Below are 12,204 nucleotides of genomic sequence, written 5' to 3' on the forward strand. Positions count from 1 at the left end.
CCCGCGTGGCGGCGCGGGCAGGTCAGGCGGTGCGGATCATGCCCTCCTGGGCAACGGTGGCGAGGTGGAGACCATCGCGGGTGAAGAAGCGGCCGTGGCCGAGGCCCCGGCCCGCGTCGGCGGCGACGGCCTCCTGCACGTAGAGGAGCCAGTCGTCGACCGGGCCCTCGCGGTGGAACCACATCGCGTGGTCGAGGCTCGCGGTGACGAGACCCGGCCGGGCCCACGGCAGGTCGAGCACCCGCAGGACCGGTTCGAGGATCGTGTAGTCGCACACGTAGGCCAGCGCGGCGAGGTCGCGCTGGGCGTCGGTCAGGCCGTCGACCGGGCGCAGCGGGTCGAACGGTTTGACCCACACGGCCTGGTGCGGGACCTTCTCGCCCTCCACCGCGAGGTAGACCGGGCCGGGCGCGTGCCGCATGTCGAAGCTGCGGCCACCGGACCAGTAGGCCTTCGACTCCTCGGTCATCGAGCCGCCGGAGCGTCCGGCGAGGAAGTCGGCGGAGCTGGGCAGCTCCTCCGGGCCGGGCAGGTCGCCGGTCAGCTCGGCCCGGAAACCACCTCCCGGCTCGCCGGCGGCGAAGTTCGCGAGGCAGGCGTAGAGGGGCTTGCCGTTCTGGTAGCCGCGGACCTGCCGGGTGCTGTAGCCGCGGCCGTCGCGCAGCAGCTCCACCTCGTAGCGCACCTCGGCGCCGATGTCGGCCGGGCGAAGGAAGTAGCTGTGCATCGAGTGCAGCGTCTTGCCGTCGGTCACCGAGCGCATGGCCGCGGCCGCTGCGGCGGCGACCAGGTCCCCGCCGTAGGCCTTGGGCCACGGGCAGGGCTGGGTGACGGCGGTGAAGGCGAGGTCGAAGTGCTCGGGCTCGGCCTTCTCCAGCGCGACGGCGTCGGTGAAGATCGCGGAGGTCGGTGCGGGCGTCATCGGGTCAGCCAGTCGCGCAGTTCCTCGTCCGGCACGTCGTCCAGGTTCACGACGATGTTCTCCGGCGTCCGCGTGGTCATCCACGTGAGCGGGTTGTTCCGGTCGAGGTTGCACTCGATGTGCGGCATGAACGGCGGCACGAACACCCAGTCGCCCTCCTCCATGTCGACGTAGTCCTCGAACCTCTCGCCGAAGTAGATCCGCGCCCGGCCGGAGAGCACGTAGCCGCCGGTCTCGGCCTCGCCGTGGTGGTGGGTGACCGAGCGGTAGCCCGGTTCGTTCGTGACCTTGCCGAACCACAGCTTCGTCGCCGGGGTGTGCTGGATGCTCACGCCCGAGATGCGGATCGCGCCACCGGAGTCGGCGGTGTCCGGGTTCTCGGCACCGCCGCGCGTCACGACCGGCGCGACCAGGCCGCTGGGCAGCCGGTACATCGAGTTGTCGCCGTCGAGCTGGTACTTGCTCAGGTCGGGCTCCATATCTCGTATTCTTCACGACCGTCAGATACTGTCAATACTCATGAGGCCTGCAGCAGTGAACCCGGCCAGCCTTCCGGCGCCGAGCGGTTACTCCCACGGCACCCTCGCCGGCACCACCCTCCACCTGGGCGGGCAGACCGCCCTCGACGCCGACATGAAGATCGTTCCCGGCGGCATCGTCGAGCAGTTCCGCCAGGCGTTCAGCAACGTGCTGACGACGTTGCGCGCGGTCGGCGGTGAGCCGGAGGACCTGGTCAGCATCACGATCTACCTGACGGACATCCCCGGCTACCAAGCCCACGGCAAGGAGATCGGCAAGGTGTGGCGGGAGCTCGCCGGCCCGGTCTACCCGGCCATGGCGGGCATCGGCTGCACGGCGCTGTGGCAGCCGGAGGCGCTGATCGAGATCCTCGGCGTCGCGGTGATCCCGGAAGACCGGCTGGTCAGGCCCAGCTGAATCGATAGCGTTTCCATGATCAGCGAAACATGAACGCGATATCCGAGGAGGTTCGTGGGTGAAGCTCGCTTCCGTGACCGTCGGCGGCGTCCGTCGCGGCGGGGTCGTCGACGGTGACTCCATCGCGCTGCTGTCGTGCGCGGTCGACGACGTCGTGCGGGGCGCTCCGGTCGAGACCGGCGAGGTCCTGCCGCTGGCCGAAGTGCGGCTGGAGTCGCCGCTGCACCGCTTCAACCGCGACATCCTGTGCACCGGCTGGAACTACTGGGACCACTTCGAGGAGTCCGCCGGCAAGCGCGAGGGGCAGGACCCCGTGTCCCGTCCGCTGCGTCCCACGTTCTTCACCAAGGGCCCCGACACGGTCGTCGGCCCGCGCGACGGCATCGCCTACGACCCCTCGGTGTCCCAGAAGTGGGACTACGAGGCCGAGATCGCGATGGTCATCGGGCGGGACGGCCGGTCGATCCCCGAGGAGAAGGCGCTGGACCACGTGTTCGGCTTCCTCGTCGCCAACGACGTCTCGCAGCGCGATCTCCAACGCGCGCACGGCGGTCAGTGGCTCAAGGGCAAGAGTCTCGACGCCACGATGCCGCTCGGCCCGTGGCTGACCACCCTCGACGAGATCGGCGACCTCGGACAGCTGAGGGTCCAGTGCGAGGTCAACGGCGTGTTGCTGCAGGACGCGTCCAGCGCGCAGATGGCGTTCTCCTTCGCCCGGATCATCGCCGAGCTCAGCCACGGCATGACCCTGCGCGCCGGTGACGTCATCCTGACCGGCACCCCCAGCGGTGTCGGCAACGCCCGCGAGCCGCAGGTCTTCCTGCGCGACGGCGACGTCGTCGTCACGCGCGTCAGCGGTCTCGGCGAGATGCGCAACACCGTCACGCTGACGGCTCTCGGCGAGCCGGGCGTTAAGCTCGCCAGGAGCTGATCAAGGTGAGGAGAGGGCGCTGAACGTCGCGGACATGACCGTGGAAGCCGCGGCTCCCGCCGGGCGTGACCGGCTCGGCCCGCTCATCATCACGATCTTCGGCCTCTACGCGCGTGGCGAGAGCAACTGGCTCTCCGTGGCCTCCGTCGTCCAGCTGATGGCCGACCTCGGCGTGGAGGGCCAGGCGGCGCGGTCCTCGATCTCCCGCCTGAAGCGCCGGGGCGTCGTGCGGGCCGAACGCCGCGACGGCGCCGGCTACGCCCTCTCCGAGTCGACGCTGGAGACCCTGGCCGAGGGCGACACCCGCATCTTCGAACGCCGCCGGGCCACCATCGAGGACGGCTGGCTCGTGGTCGTGTTCTCCGTGCCCGAGTCGGAACGCGAGAAGCGCCACGCCCTGCGCACCAGCCTGACCCAGCTCGGCTTCGGCACCACGGCCCCCGGCGTGTGGGTCGCGCCGGGCAACCTGGCCACCGAGACCCGCCGCACGCTGGAGCGCCGCGGGCTGTCCGAGTACGTGGACATCTTCACGGGCCACCACTTCGCGTTCGGCGACCTGCGCTCCAAGGTCCGCGCCTGGTGGGACCTCGACGAGCTGACCGACCTGTACGCCGACTTCCTGCGCCGCCACCGCCCCGTCCTCGACGCCGGCGTCACGTCCCCCGAGCAGGCGTTCCAGACGTACGTGCCGATGCTCACCGCGTGGCGCCGCCTGCCGTACAGCGACCCCGGGCTCCCCCTGTCGCTGCTGCCCCCGGGCTGGAACGGCGTCACGGCCGAGGCCCTGTTCGAGCAGCTCAACAAGACTTTGAGCGCACCGGCCCGCGAACACGCGCTGGCCGTGATCCACGGTCGTTAGCCGGCGGTGCTCCGCGGCTGCGGGCACTGGCCACCGGGGGTCGTCAGCAGCTCGAAGTGCCACATCTCGTTGGCGTAGGCCTGGCACAACCCGTAGTCGGCGCCGTGCTGGATGAGCCAGTCGTCGGCGTTCGTCGGCCCGATGTCGATCGCCTTGCCCGTGACGTGCGCGGACCTGTCCGGCGGGTGCACCCACCGACGGGCCTCCTCCTCGCTGCGGTACAGCTCGACGGCCTCGTCCAGCAGCCGCTGCTGGTGCTCCGCGCTGCGCCAGCCCGACGTCACCCGCAGCTCGACCCCGGCGAGCCTCGCGTCCGCCGCCGCCTTGCGCATCGCGGCGAGCAGCGCGGGATCGAGGTTCGCGATGGCGGCGTGCTCGCCGTCGTCCAGCGAGATGCTCTCGTTCTCCGGGATGCTGCCGTCGCCGTTCACCGTCGCCTGAACACCCGCCGCCTGCGGTCCCGCGGGTGTGCAAGCCGTCACCACCGCGAGCAGGAGGATCATCCAACTTCCTTTGCCAGCCACGACTTCGAGCTTTCCCGGTCGATGTCGCCGGACGGCGAGCGGAGCGTGCGCGTTGTGCAACGAACCGTCGACTGCGTAGAACGGTGATCATGAGTTCACGGATCACCGTGTGCCGCGGCTGCTGCTGCGGCACCGAGCGCAAGCACCCCGAGGTCGATCACGACCACCAGCTCGAAGTGCTGCGCGCACGGCTCGCATCGGTGAAGGTGGCCGACTGCCTCGACGCGTGCGAGGCCTCCAACGTGGTCGTCGTGCAGCCCAGCAGGGCCGCCCGCGCCGCCGGGGCCAGGCCGGTGTGGGTCGGGTCCGTGCTCGACGACGACGCGGTGCGGGGCGTGATCGACTGGGTCGACGCGGGCGGGCCCGGGCTCGCCGCTCCCCCGCCGTCGGTGAGCGCGCGGATCGTGGCCGCTCCCGGTGGGCGGGAAGCATGAACTACGTTGGCGGCATGGAGATCTACGACATCCCCGTCGGCACGCTCGCGGGCGAGCCCGGTGACCTGAGCGCGGTGCGGGGCAAGGTGGCGCTGGTCGTCAACGTCGCCTCGCGGTGCGGCCTGACCCCTCAGTACGCGGGCCTGGAGCGGCTGCAGGAGAAGTACGGGCCCGAGGGTTTCTCCGTGGTCGGCTTCCCGTGCAACCAGTTCGCGGGCCAGGAGCCGGGCACGTCGGAGGAGATCGCCACGTTCTGCTCGGCCACCTACGGGGTGTCGTTCCCCCTGTTCGAGAAGATCGAGGTCAACGGGCCCGGGCGGCACCCGCTCTACCAGGAGCTGACGAAGCACCCGGACGCCGACGGGGCCGCCGGTGACGTGGTGTGGAACTTCGAGAAGTTCCTCGTCTCGCGCGACGGGCAGGTCCTCGCCCGCTTCCGGCCGACCACCGAGCCGGAGGACGCCGCGATCACCGAGGCGATCGAGGCCGCGCTGCGCTAGCACTGCTTGACCGGGTCAAGTGGCCGCGAGGCGGATTTCACCCGGCGGCGCCACACGTCCGGGTGGCTCGCCGGGCCGCGACTCCCGCGAGTCGCCCTTGTCGCACCGATAGATATCTTGTCGCGCCACGGCGGTCGGCGGACTGTTGAACGGGTCCAAACCCCTTCCACTCCGAGGCCGCCATGACGATCCTGCGCATCACCCCGACCGAGGCCACCGACCTCCTCCTCCCGATCCAGCGCGAACCGCACGCCGACCCGGGCGACCTGCTCGCCGGCCACCTCCACGCCCCGAGAAGAGGCCAGGACTCGTCGGGTCCTTCCAGAGGCGGGGGCCCGGTCATCACGCTGAGCGAGCCGATCCCCGCTGAGCAGATCGACGCGAGCACGCCCTACGTGGTCAAGGACGCCGCCGGACGGGTGCTGAGCGTCCAGGACGCGGGAAGCGGCGGCTGGGAATGGGCGTACTTCGGCGCCTACGACAGCTACTGGACCGACGTCTTCCCGCTGCAGTTCTCCGGGAACCCGGTCGACAAGCCCGCGTCGATCACCATGCCGGAGCGCAACTGGCCGCTGCACTCGAACGGCACCGCCACCTCGTGGGAGTACGCCTTCTGGGCGCCGTCCGACTACGGCAGCGGCTATCCGGTGATGTCGTTGTCCGCGAAGGCCGCCCAGAAGAACCAGGACGGCGTCCAGACCTACACCCTGTCGTGGAACAACAACGGAACGACCATGAACCTGTGCGGGGACTCCGGCTCGTGGAACTGGGCGTACGTCTCGAGCTCGCACTCGGCCGCCGCGCTCACCTTCCACAGGTTCTACGTGCAGAAGTCCAAGCTGGACAGCCTGTTCAGCGCCACGTGGCCCGATGCGAGCTACGACCTGAAGCTCAACACCGGGGACAAGTACTACCAGGCCGTCTCGACCTCCCAGGTGATGGCGGCCTACAACAACTCCGGCCTCGCGCAGTACAGCTGGAAGGCCGACTACTTCGACTGCGACGACTTCAGCTACGTCTACAAGGCGCAGTGCTCCAAGGACGCCTACGCGGTCAGCCCGGAGTACGGCTACGCGGTCGGCATCATCTTCGGGACGACGGCGAACAGCGCGCACGCCGTCAACGTCTTCATCGACACGAGCGGCACCGTTCGGGTCATCGAGCCGCAGAACGGTCAGATCGCCAAGGGCGAGGACTGGAAGGACCACGCGGGCGCGGCGTACACGCCCTACTTCATCCTGATGTAGGCGGCCGTGGTGCCGCCCCCCGCGAGATGGGGGCGGCACCACGCTCGAATCGGTCTGGCCGACCGGAAGCGGCTGGACGCGCTGCACGCGTGCGGCGACCGGGCCCGGGTCGCCCGGGCACTACGAGCGCACGCGCGCCTGGTCGAGCGTGATCTGGTCCAGCAACGCGGCCAAGTCGGCGGGCATGGACAGGAACGGCGAGTGCGACGCCGGCAGGTGGTGCACCGAGGACGCGCGGGCGGCCATCTCCTCCTGCACCGCGGGCGGCATCGTCTTGTCGTTGTCGCACACCAGGTACGTGGACGGGATCGTGAGCCACCCGGCGGCCCTGAGCCGGTCGGTCGCGCTGCGGGCGCTCTGCGGCCGCAGCATCCCGGCGGCACGCTCGGCCAGCACCGGATCGACGCCGTCGTAGAACTGGGCCACGGCATCGGGCGGAGGAGCGACGAGCTCGGTCTCGAACTCCGGCAGGCCGGCCACCTCGCTGATCGACGTGCCCGCCTCCAGCATCCACGCCGCCAGGTAGACCACGCGGGTCACGAACGCGGACCCCGCCGTCGCCTCGGTCACCGGGAAGCCGCCGTAGGAATGCCCCACGACCGCGACCGGCCGGTCGATCGCCGCGATCGCGCGCCGGATGGTCTCCGCGTCCTCGTGCAGCCCGGCGGGCGTTCCCGAACTGGGCAGGTCAACGGTGTGGGCGGTGCGGCCGAGCCGCCGCAGCTCCTCTGTCACGAGCTCCCAGCACCACGAACCGTGCCACGCGCCGTGCACCAGAAGAATGTCGGGTAAGTGCATCTGTTCTCCCGCCAGGAAGCCGGAATCCTCTCACGGGCAATCGCGTACGCGTCGAGGCGCACCCCTCGACGCGTACGCGACACAGGTCCAGCATTCTGGTGGGGCAGCCGTCCCACCGTTGCAAGGCCGAGGAGAGTTCCATGCGCACGACCAGCCGGCTCGCGTTGATCACGGCCCTCGGGCTGTCGGCCGCCGTGGTGCCGTCGGTCGCGGGCGCGACACCGGGCAGCGGGGTCACCGCCGTCACGATCTTCAACCAGACCGTCGGCGACACCCAGTACGTGCTCAGGGAGATCACCATCGCGCCGGGTGGCTCCACGGGCTGGCACCACCACCCCGGGCCGGTCAAGGCCGTGGTCCTCGCAGGCGTGCTGACCCACCACGAGTCGGACTGCTCGATCGACGGCGTGTACCGGCCGGGACAGTTCATCAACGAACCCAACGGCACCGGCTACGTCCACTTGGGACGGAACCTCACGACCGCGCCACTGGTGCTGGAGGTGCTCTACCAGAACCCGGTGGGCAACCCGCTGGCGGTCAGCGCGCCGAATCCCGGCTGTTCCTTCGAGTAGGCGCCGCGGCCACCCGTTCGTGCACACGGGGTAGCGTGCCGCCGCATGAGTGCGCGCTTCCAGGAACTCGACTACCGCCAGACCCCGCTGGGTGAGCTGTCCCTGCGGCGCCGGCTCGAACCCGGCACCGGCAGGGAGATCCACGAGATCAAGCTCAACGACGAATTCCTGATGTCGAGCCTGTTCACCGTCGCCGAGGTCGAACTGGCCAACCTCGCACTCGCGGAGCTGTCCGGGGACTCGCTGAACGTGGTCGTGGGCGGCCTCGGGCTCGGCTACACGGCGCAGACGGTGCTGGAGCACTCGAACGTCGGCTCGCTGCTGGTGGTCGACGCCCTCGGCGAGGTGATCGAGTGGCATCAGCAGGGCCTGATCCCCGCCGGGACGACGCTGGCGGCCGACGAGCGGTGCCGTCTGGTGCACGGCGACTTCTTCGCCCTGACCCGCTCCGGCCAGGGGTATGACGCGGCGGCGCCCGGCAGGCTGTTCGACGCCCTCGTCGTCGACATCGACCACTCACCACGCCACCTGCTGCACCCGTCCAACGCCGACTTCTACACCGCGGAGGGCACGCGGCGCCTCGCCGCGCTGCTCACGCCCGGCGGAGTGTTCGCGTTGTGGTCCAACGACCCGCCCGAGGCGGAGTACACCGCTACCCTCGCGGAGGTCTTCACCGACGTGCGGGCCGAGGTCGTCACCTTCCCCAATCCCCTGCAGGACAGGGAATCGACGAACACCGTCTACCTCGCGAAGCGCCGTTGATCCATTCGCCGCAACCTTGGTGATCGTGGTTTGGCGCTCCGCGTGAACGGGCATTGGACGGCTCATGATGGCGTCGTACTGGGAAACCGCCCGGACCGGTTTCCTGGCGTTCGTGGGTGTCGGCTCGATGGTGCTCCTGCCCCTGGTCCTGTTGCACTACTTCCGATTCCGGCGGGTCGAACCGCGGCGGGCGTTCGTCCTGTACGGGCTGCTGGCCTACGGGCTGGTCGCGCTGGCGCTGATCTTCCTGCCGTTCCCGTCCGACGTGGCGAACCTGTGCACGGGCGAGCAGATGCTGTCGACGGTCCCGTTCCAGTGGGTGACCGACATGAGCAACAACATGGCGGCGAACGGGCGTTCCGGCGTCCTGTCGATGGTGAAGTCGCAAGCGTTCCTGCAGCAGCTGTTCAACGTCGCGCTGTTCGTGCCGCTGGGTGTGGTGCTGCGCAAGGCCTACCGCAAGGGGCCGCTCGCGGTCATCGCCATCAGCCTCGGGCTGTCGCTCGCCATCGAGGTCGTGCAGTTCACCGGCAACCTCGGTTTCTACCCGTGCCCGTACCGCATCGCCGACGTCGACGACCTGATCTCGAACACCTTCGGCGGCCTGCTGGGCTGGATGATGGCGCCGGCGGCGTTCGTCGTGCCCCGGCTGCCCTCGTCCGACGAGTCGGCCGCGCCGATCGACACCGTGACCGTGCCGCGCCGGATCCTCGGCCTGATCTCCGAGCTCGTGCTGGTGATCGTCATCGCGAAGCTGGTGCTGAACTCGGATCCGCGCTGGGCGGTGTGCGTGCTCGCGGCGTTCCGGGTCGTGCTGCCCGCGGCGGCGAACGGGATGACCATCGGCGGGGTGCTGCTGCACTACCGGGTCCGCGCTGAGGACGGCTCACGCGCCAACCCGTTCCAGCTCGCCCTGCGCGAACTGCTCGGCTTCACGGGCTTCCTGGCCTACGCGACCGTCGTGTCACCGCTGATCGGCATCGGCTGGTGGGACCTGGCCGTCGTGGCGTTGTACGTCGGCGGCGCGTTCGTCGTGCCCGTGTTCCGCCGCGACCAGCGCGGATGGCACGAACAGGTGGCTCGGACGAGGGACGTGTTCGCGATGCGGGAGACCGGGTACCCGGACCGCCATGACGACGTACACGCACACAGCTGAGGCGGACATCCCGGCCGACAAGCTGTTCGGCTTCCTCGCGGAGCCGCGGAACCTGCCCCGCTACTTCCCGCAGATGACCGCGGCCGAACCAGAGGGCGGCGAGCAGGTGCACGTCGAGGCCGAGGTGCACGGCCACCACGTCGAGGGCGAGGCGTGGGTGCGGCCGGACGCCGAACGACGCACGCTCGAATGGGGCGCCGAGGGCCCGGACGACTACCACGGCGAACTCCAGATCGAGGAGGTGGCGGCGGGCCGGTCGCGCATCACGGTGAGCCTGCACAGCGTGCGGGAGGCGCAGGGCGACGAGGTGCAGCGCGGGCTGGAGCAGACGGTCGCCGTGCTCACCCAGACCGCGGCGGCCGACGACCGGCAGACCGGCTGACCTCACGGAGCTGCTCGTAGGCCGTGCACCCGAGATCGCCGCCGCGTCGTTCCTGAGGTCGAAGACCGTCGAGCACCACCTGCGCGAGGCCTGCACGAAGCTCGGTATCCGCTCACGCGCCGAGCCGGCCGGCCGGCTGCCCTGACGCCCACGCGAACCCGTCCGGGTCGGTGAAGTCGCCGGCGCCGTTCATCACGACCCGGTGCGAACCGGACCCCTCGGGCGCCACCCCGGCGTCCTTGGCGAGCGCGCGCCGCCGGTACAGCCCCAGCTTCACGGCACCTGCCGCGGCGAACTGGACGTACATGCGGCCGAAGCTCTTCTCCACCGTGAAGCCCTGGTCGACGTAGCACTGCCTGCTGGCGGCCACGTCCGTCGCGCCGAGCAGCAGCACGACGTCGCCGATCTGCCCGGTGGCCGGTCCGGTGTTCTTCTTCGCCGAGGTCGCGACCTTCCAGATGGTGCCGTCCGGCGCCTGCACGACCCCGCCGTAGCCCCACAACGCCTTCCCGGCGGGCTTGAGCACGGTCGCGCCGGCGTCGAGCGCGCCGCCGATCAGCAGGTCGACGTCCGCGGGCTGCGCCACCGTGAGGGACAGCGTGAAGCCGCGGAAGCCGGCGGCCGGTTCCTGCGAGGCCCGCAGGCGCAGGCGGGAGCCGAGCCCGAAAGCGTTGGCGTAGAAGCGTTCGGCGGCCGCGAGGTCGGCCACTTCGAGGGTGATCGCGTCGAGTGAGGTCATGCCGGAAACGCTAGGCGCCACCCCGGGACCGGTGCTTCTCGATTCCTGACCGGACGGCGATGAGTTCCGCTGTGGTGTCCGGTCTGTCTTCCAACGCACCCGAATCCCTGAGTGGCTACGTACAGGAGGCAAGCGTGAGGCTTCTTCTCACGTCCGCAGGCGTCACGAACGCGAGCATCCGCGATGCGCTGACCGACCTGCTGGGCAGGCCGATCGCCGCCTCCAGTGCCCTGTGCGTTCCCACGGCGCAGTACGGCCACCCGATGTGCGGGCCGGCCTCGGCCTGGCGCTTCATCACCGGCCAGACGCCACTCCCCCTGTGCGACCTGGGGTGGAAGTCGCTGGGTGTCCTGGAGCTGACGGCGTTGCCCAGCATCGGCGAGGAGCGGTGGGTGCCCTGGGTGCGGGAGGCCGACGTCCTGCTGGTGGCCGGCGGCGACGCGCTGTACCTGTGCCACTGGATGCGGCAGTCCGGCCTGGCGGACCTGCTGCCTTCGTTGCGGGACACCGTCTGGGTGGGACTGAGTGCCGGGAGCATGGCGATGACTCCCCGGATCGGTGAGGAGTTCGTCGAGTGGACGGCACCCGGCGGGAGCGACAGCGCCCTCGGGGTCGTCGACTTCTCGATCTTCCCGCACCTCGGCCTCCTGCCGGACAACACGATGGCCGCCGCCGAGAGGTGGGCGGCCGAGATCGCCGGGCCTGCCTACGCGATCGACGACCAGACGGCCATCAAGGTCGCCGGCGGCACCGTCGAGGTCGTCTCCGAGGGGCGCTGGAAGCGGTTCCCCTCGTAGTTCAGGCCAGTGCGCGAACGACTTTGCGCAGCCAGTCGTCGTAGGCGCTGGTCGCGTGCACGCGCTCGGGGACGAGGAACGTCAGCTTCCCGGCCGAGCGGATCTCCTGGTCGACGACCGGCAGCACGATGATCCGCAACGAGAACGGCGCGGCCCTGTGGCCGATCTCGGCCTCCACCGCCTGCACGACGGCGCCCTCTCGCCCACGTCTCGCACGGAGTGCCTCGACCCCGGCCTGCTTGCGGGCGGAGTGCCACGCGTTGGCCTCGCTCCACCGTGCGACGACCACGTGCCGCAGCGCCGGATGGTCCGCGAGGCCTTCGAAGTCCGGTGGGCTGAGCCGGCTGACGCGGGCCAGGTCCGCCTGTGCCGGCGACGAGGTGAGCGCGGGCCTGTCGAGCAGTGTCCGCCACCACCACAGCCAGCCTTCCACCAGTTCGCCGGCCGAGGCCGCGGACGGCTCGGGCAGCGGGTCCACGTCCGGCGGGCCCGTCACCGGTCCGTCCGCTCGCACCTCGATCCGTTCCGCGGCGCGGAACCACAGCGCGCACTCCAGCTGGAAGTCCCACTGGTCGATGCTGATCGACCACGACGCCGTTCCGGCGGAACGCATGCCGACCACCTCCGTCCCTCGGCAGTGACCAC

General features: G+C 70.3%; 17 protein-coding genes. 11 read left to right on the forward strand and 6 right to left on the reverse strand.

What is annotated here, in order from left to right; all coding sequences use genetic code 11:
* Window positions 1-22 precede the first annotated feature (22 nt).
* Window positions 23-922, reverse strand: a complete 900-nt coding sequence (locus tag ORI60_RS43890) for an acyl-CoA thioesterase (RefSeq protein WP_266043920.1) — start codon at window positions 920-922, stop codon at window positions 23-25.
* On the reverse strand, window positions 919-1,401 hold the full coding sequence (locus tag ORI60_RS43895; RefSeq protein WP_266043921.1) for a cupin domain-containing protein: 483 nt from the start codon (window positions 1,399-1,401) through the stop codon (window positions 919-921). Before ORI60_RS43895 ends, ORI60_RS43890 begins: the two co-directional genes overlap by 4 nt.
* Before the next feature lie 40 nt (window positions 1,402-1,441).
* Here ORI60_RS43895 and ORI60_RS43900 point away from each other — a divergent pair, with 40 nt between their 5' ends.
* Genes ORI60_RS43900 through ORI60_RS43910 form a run of 3 tightly spaced genes read left to right on the forward strand, consistent with a single transcriptional unit; the run spans window position 1,442 to window position 3,648 of the window.
* Window positions 1,442-1,858 (forward strand): RidA family protein, encoded by a 417-nt coding sequence (locus tag ORI60_RS43900; protein WP_266043922.1) that lies wholly within the window; start codon window positions 1,442-1,444, stop codon window positions 1,856-1,858.
* A gap of 58 nt (window positions 1,859-1,916) precedes the next feature.
* Window positions 1,917-2,789, forward strand: coding sequence for a fumarylacetoacetate hydrolase family protein (locus ORI60_RS43905; protein ID WP_266043923.1), 873 nt, complete (start codon window positions 1,917-1,919; stop codon window positions 2,787-2,789).
* Window positions 2,790-2,823: 34 nt separating this feature from the next.
* The gene (locus ORI60_RS43910) at window positions 2,824-3,648 is read left to right on the forward strand and encodes a PaaX family transcriptional regulator C-terminal domain-containing protein (RefSeq protein ID WP_266043924.1); all 825 of its coding nucleotides are present in this window, start codon (window positions 2,824-2,826) and stop codon (window positions 3,646-3,648) included.
* Here the strand turns inward: ORI60_RS43910 and ORI60_RS43915 are convergent.
* Entirely contained in the window at window positions 3,645-4,151 is a 507-nt protein-coding gene (locus tag ORI60_RS43915; RefSeq protein WP_266043925.1) for a M15 family metallopeptidase, read from the reverse strand. The genes ORI60_RS43910 and ORI60_RS43915 overlap by 4 nt on opposite strands.
* 110 nt (window positions 4,152-4,261) lie before the next feature.
* On the opposite strand from ORI60_RS43915, the gene ORI60_RS43920 reads away from it, so the two are divergent.
* The 3 genes from ORI60_RS43920 to ORI60_RS43930 all read left to right on the forward strand — a co-directional run bounded on the left by ORI60_RS43920 (window position 4,262) and on the right by ORI60_RS43930 (window position 6,353).
* Complete coding sequence (locus tag ORI60_RS43920; protein ID WP_266043926.1) at window positions 4,262-4,606, forward strand: hypothetical protein; 345 nt, start codon at window positions 4,262-4,264, stop codon at window positions 4,604-4,606.
* A 14-nt stretch (window positions 4,607-4,620) separates the two neighbouring features.
* Window positions 4,621-5,106, forward strand: coding sequence for a glutathione peroxidase (locus ORI60_RS43925; RefSeq protein ID WP_266043958.1), 486 nt, complete (start codon window positions 4,621-4,623; stop codon window positions 5,104-5,106).
* 182 nt (window positions 5,107-5,288) lie between these two features.
* On the forward strand, window positions 5,289-6,353 hold the full coding sequence (locus ORI60_RS43930) for a lectin MOA-related protein (RefSeq protein WP_266043927.1): 1,065 nt from the start codon (window positions 5,289-5,291) through the stop codon (window positions 6,351-6,353).
* Between the two features lie 120 nt (window positions 6,354-6,473).
* Here the strand turns inward: ORI60_RS43930 and ORI60_RS43935 are convergent, their stop codons facing one another.
* A complete protein-coding gene (locus ORI60_RS43935; protein WP_266043928.1) occupies window positions 6,474-7,151 on the reverse strand; it encodes an alpha/beta fold hydrolase in 678 nt (225 codons plus the stop codon).
* Between the two features lie 140 nt (window positions 7,152-7,291).
* Here ORI60_RS43935 and ORI60_RS43940 point away from each other — a divergent pair, with 140 nt between their 5' ends.
* The 4 genes from ORI60_RS43940 (at window position 7,292) to ORI60_RS43955 (ending at window position 10,023) form a co-directional block, all read left to right on the forward strand.
* Window positions 7,292-7,723 (forward strand): cupin, encoded by a 432-nt coding sequence (locus tag ORI60_RS43940; RefSeq protein ID WP_266043930.1) that lies wholly within the window; start codon window positions 7,292-7,294, stop codon window positions 7,721-7,723.
* Between the two features lie 45 nt (window positions 7,724-7,768).
* Window positions 7,769-8,485, forward strand: coding sequence for a spermidine synthase (locus tag ORI60_RS43945; protein ID WP_266043931.1), 717 nt, complete (start codon window positions 7,769-7,771; stop codon window positions 8,483-8,485).
* A gap of 64 nt (window positions 8,486-8,549) precedes the next feature.
* Entirely contained in the window at window positions 8,550-9,641 is a 1,092-nt protein-coding gene (locus ORI60_RS43950) for a VanZ family protein (RefSeq protein WP_266043932.1), read from the forward strand.
* Window positions 9,616-10,023 carry an SRPBCC family protein gene (locus tag ORI60_RS43955; RefSeq protein WP_266043933.1) on the forward strand — a complete coding sequence of 136 codons (408 nt, stop codon included), beginning with the start codon at window positions 9,616-9,618 and terminating at the stop codon, window positions 10,021-10,023. Before ORI60_RS43950 ends, ORI60_RS43955 begins: the two co-directional genes overlap by 26 nt.
* A 112-nt stretch (window positions 10,024-10,135) precedes the next feature.
* Here ORI60_RS43955 and ORI60_RS43960 read toward each other — a convergent pair whose 3' ends face one another.
* Window positions 10,136-10,762: a glyoxalase gene (locus tag ORI60_RS43960; protein WP_266043934.1), complete on the reverse strand. Its 627-nt coding sequence runs from the start codon at window positions 10,760-10,762 to the stop codon at window positions 10,136-10,138.
* Between the two features lie 134 nt (window positions 10,763-10,896).
* On the opposite strand from ORI60_RS43960, the gene ORI60_RS43965 reads away from it, so the two are divergent.
* Window positions 10,897-11,559: a Type 1 glutamine amidotransferase-like domain-containing protein gene (locus ORI60_RS43965; RefSeq protein WP_266043935.1), complete on the forward strand. Its 663-nt coding sequence runs from the start codon at window positions 10,897-10,899 to the stop codon at window positions 11,557-11,559.
* Window position 11,560: 1 nt separating this feature from the next.
* Here ORI60_RS43965 and ORI60_RS43970 read toward each other — a convergent pair whose 3' ends face one another.
* The gene (locus ORI60_RS43970; RefSeq protein ID WP_266043936.1) at window positions 11,561-12,172 is read right to left on the reverse strand and encodes a hypothetical protein; all 612 of its coding nucleotides are present in this window, start codon (window positions 12,170-12,172) and stop codon (window positions 11,561-11,563) included.
* Window positions 12,173-12,204 lie beyond the last annotated feature (32 nt).

This window comes from Lentzea sp. NEAU-D7 (assembly GCF_026242055.1).
Lineage (GTDB): Bacteria > Actinomycetota > Actinomycetes > Mycobacteriales > Pseudonocardiaceae > Lentzea.

Coding starts and splice junctions, on each gene's coding strand:
- ORI60_RS43890 (WP_266043920.1), bottom strand. CDS start 922: ATGACGCCCGCACCGACCTCCGCGATCTTCACCGACGCCGTCGCGCTG.
- ORI60_RS43895 (WP_266043921.1), bottom strand. CDS start 1,401: ATGGAGCCCGACCTGAGCAAGTACCAGCTCGACGGCGACAACTCGATG.
- ORI60_RS43900 (WP_266043922.1), top strand. CDS start 1,442: ATGAGGCCTGCAGCAGTGAACCCGGCCAGCCTTCCGGCGCCGAGCGGT.
- ORI60_RS43910 (WP_266043924.1), top strand. CDS start 2,824: ATGACCGTGGAAGCCGCGGCTCCCGCCGGGCGTGACCGGCTCGGCCCG.
- ORI60_RS43915 (WP_266043925.1), bottom strand. CDS start 4,151: ATGATCCTCCTGCTCGCGGTGGTGACGGCTTGCACACCCGCGGGACCG.
- ORI60_RS43920 (WP_266043926.1), top strand. CDS start 4,262: ATGAGTTCACGGATCACCGTGTGCCGCGGCTGCTGCTGCGGCACCGAG.
- ORI60_RS43925 (WP_266043958.1), top strand. CDS start 4,621: ATGGAGATCTACGACATCCCCGTCGGCACGCTCGCGGGCGAGCCCGGT.
- ORI60_RS43930 (WP_266043927.1), top strand. CDS start 5,289: ATGACGATCCTGCGCATCACCCCGACCGAGGCCACCGACCTCCTCCTC.
- ORI60_RS43935 (WP_266043928.1), bottom strand. CDS start 7,151: ATGCACTTACCCGACATTCTTCTGGTGCACGGCGCGTGGCACGGTTCG.
- ORI60_RS43940 (WP_266043930.1), top strand. CDS start 7,292: ATGCGCACGACCAGCCGGCTCGCGTTGATCACGGCCCTCGGGCTGTCG.
- ORI60_RS43945 (WP_266043931.1), top strand. CDS start 7,769: ATGAGTGCGCGCTTCCAGGAACTCGACTACCGCCAGACCCCGCTGGGT.
- ORI60_RS43950 (WP_266043932.1), top strand. CDS start 8,550: ATGATGGCGTCGTACTGGGAAACCGCCCGGACCGGTTTCCTGGCGTTC.
- ORI60_RS43955 (WP_266043933.1), top strand. CDS start 9,616: ATGACGACGTACACGCACACAGCTGAGGCGGACATCCCGGCCGACAAG.
- ORI60_RS43960 (WP_266043934.1), bottom strand. CDS start 10,762: ATGACCTCACTCGACGCGATCACCCTCGAAGTGGCCGACCTCGCGGCC.
- ORI60_RS43970 (WP_266043936.1), bottom strand. CDS start 12,172: ATGCGTTCCGCCGGAACGGCGTCGTGGTCGATCAGCATCGACCAGTGG.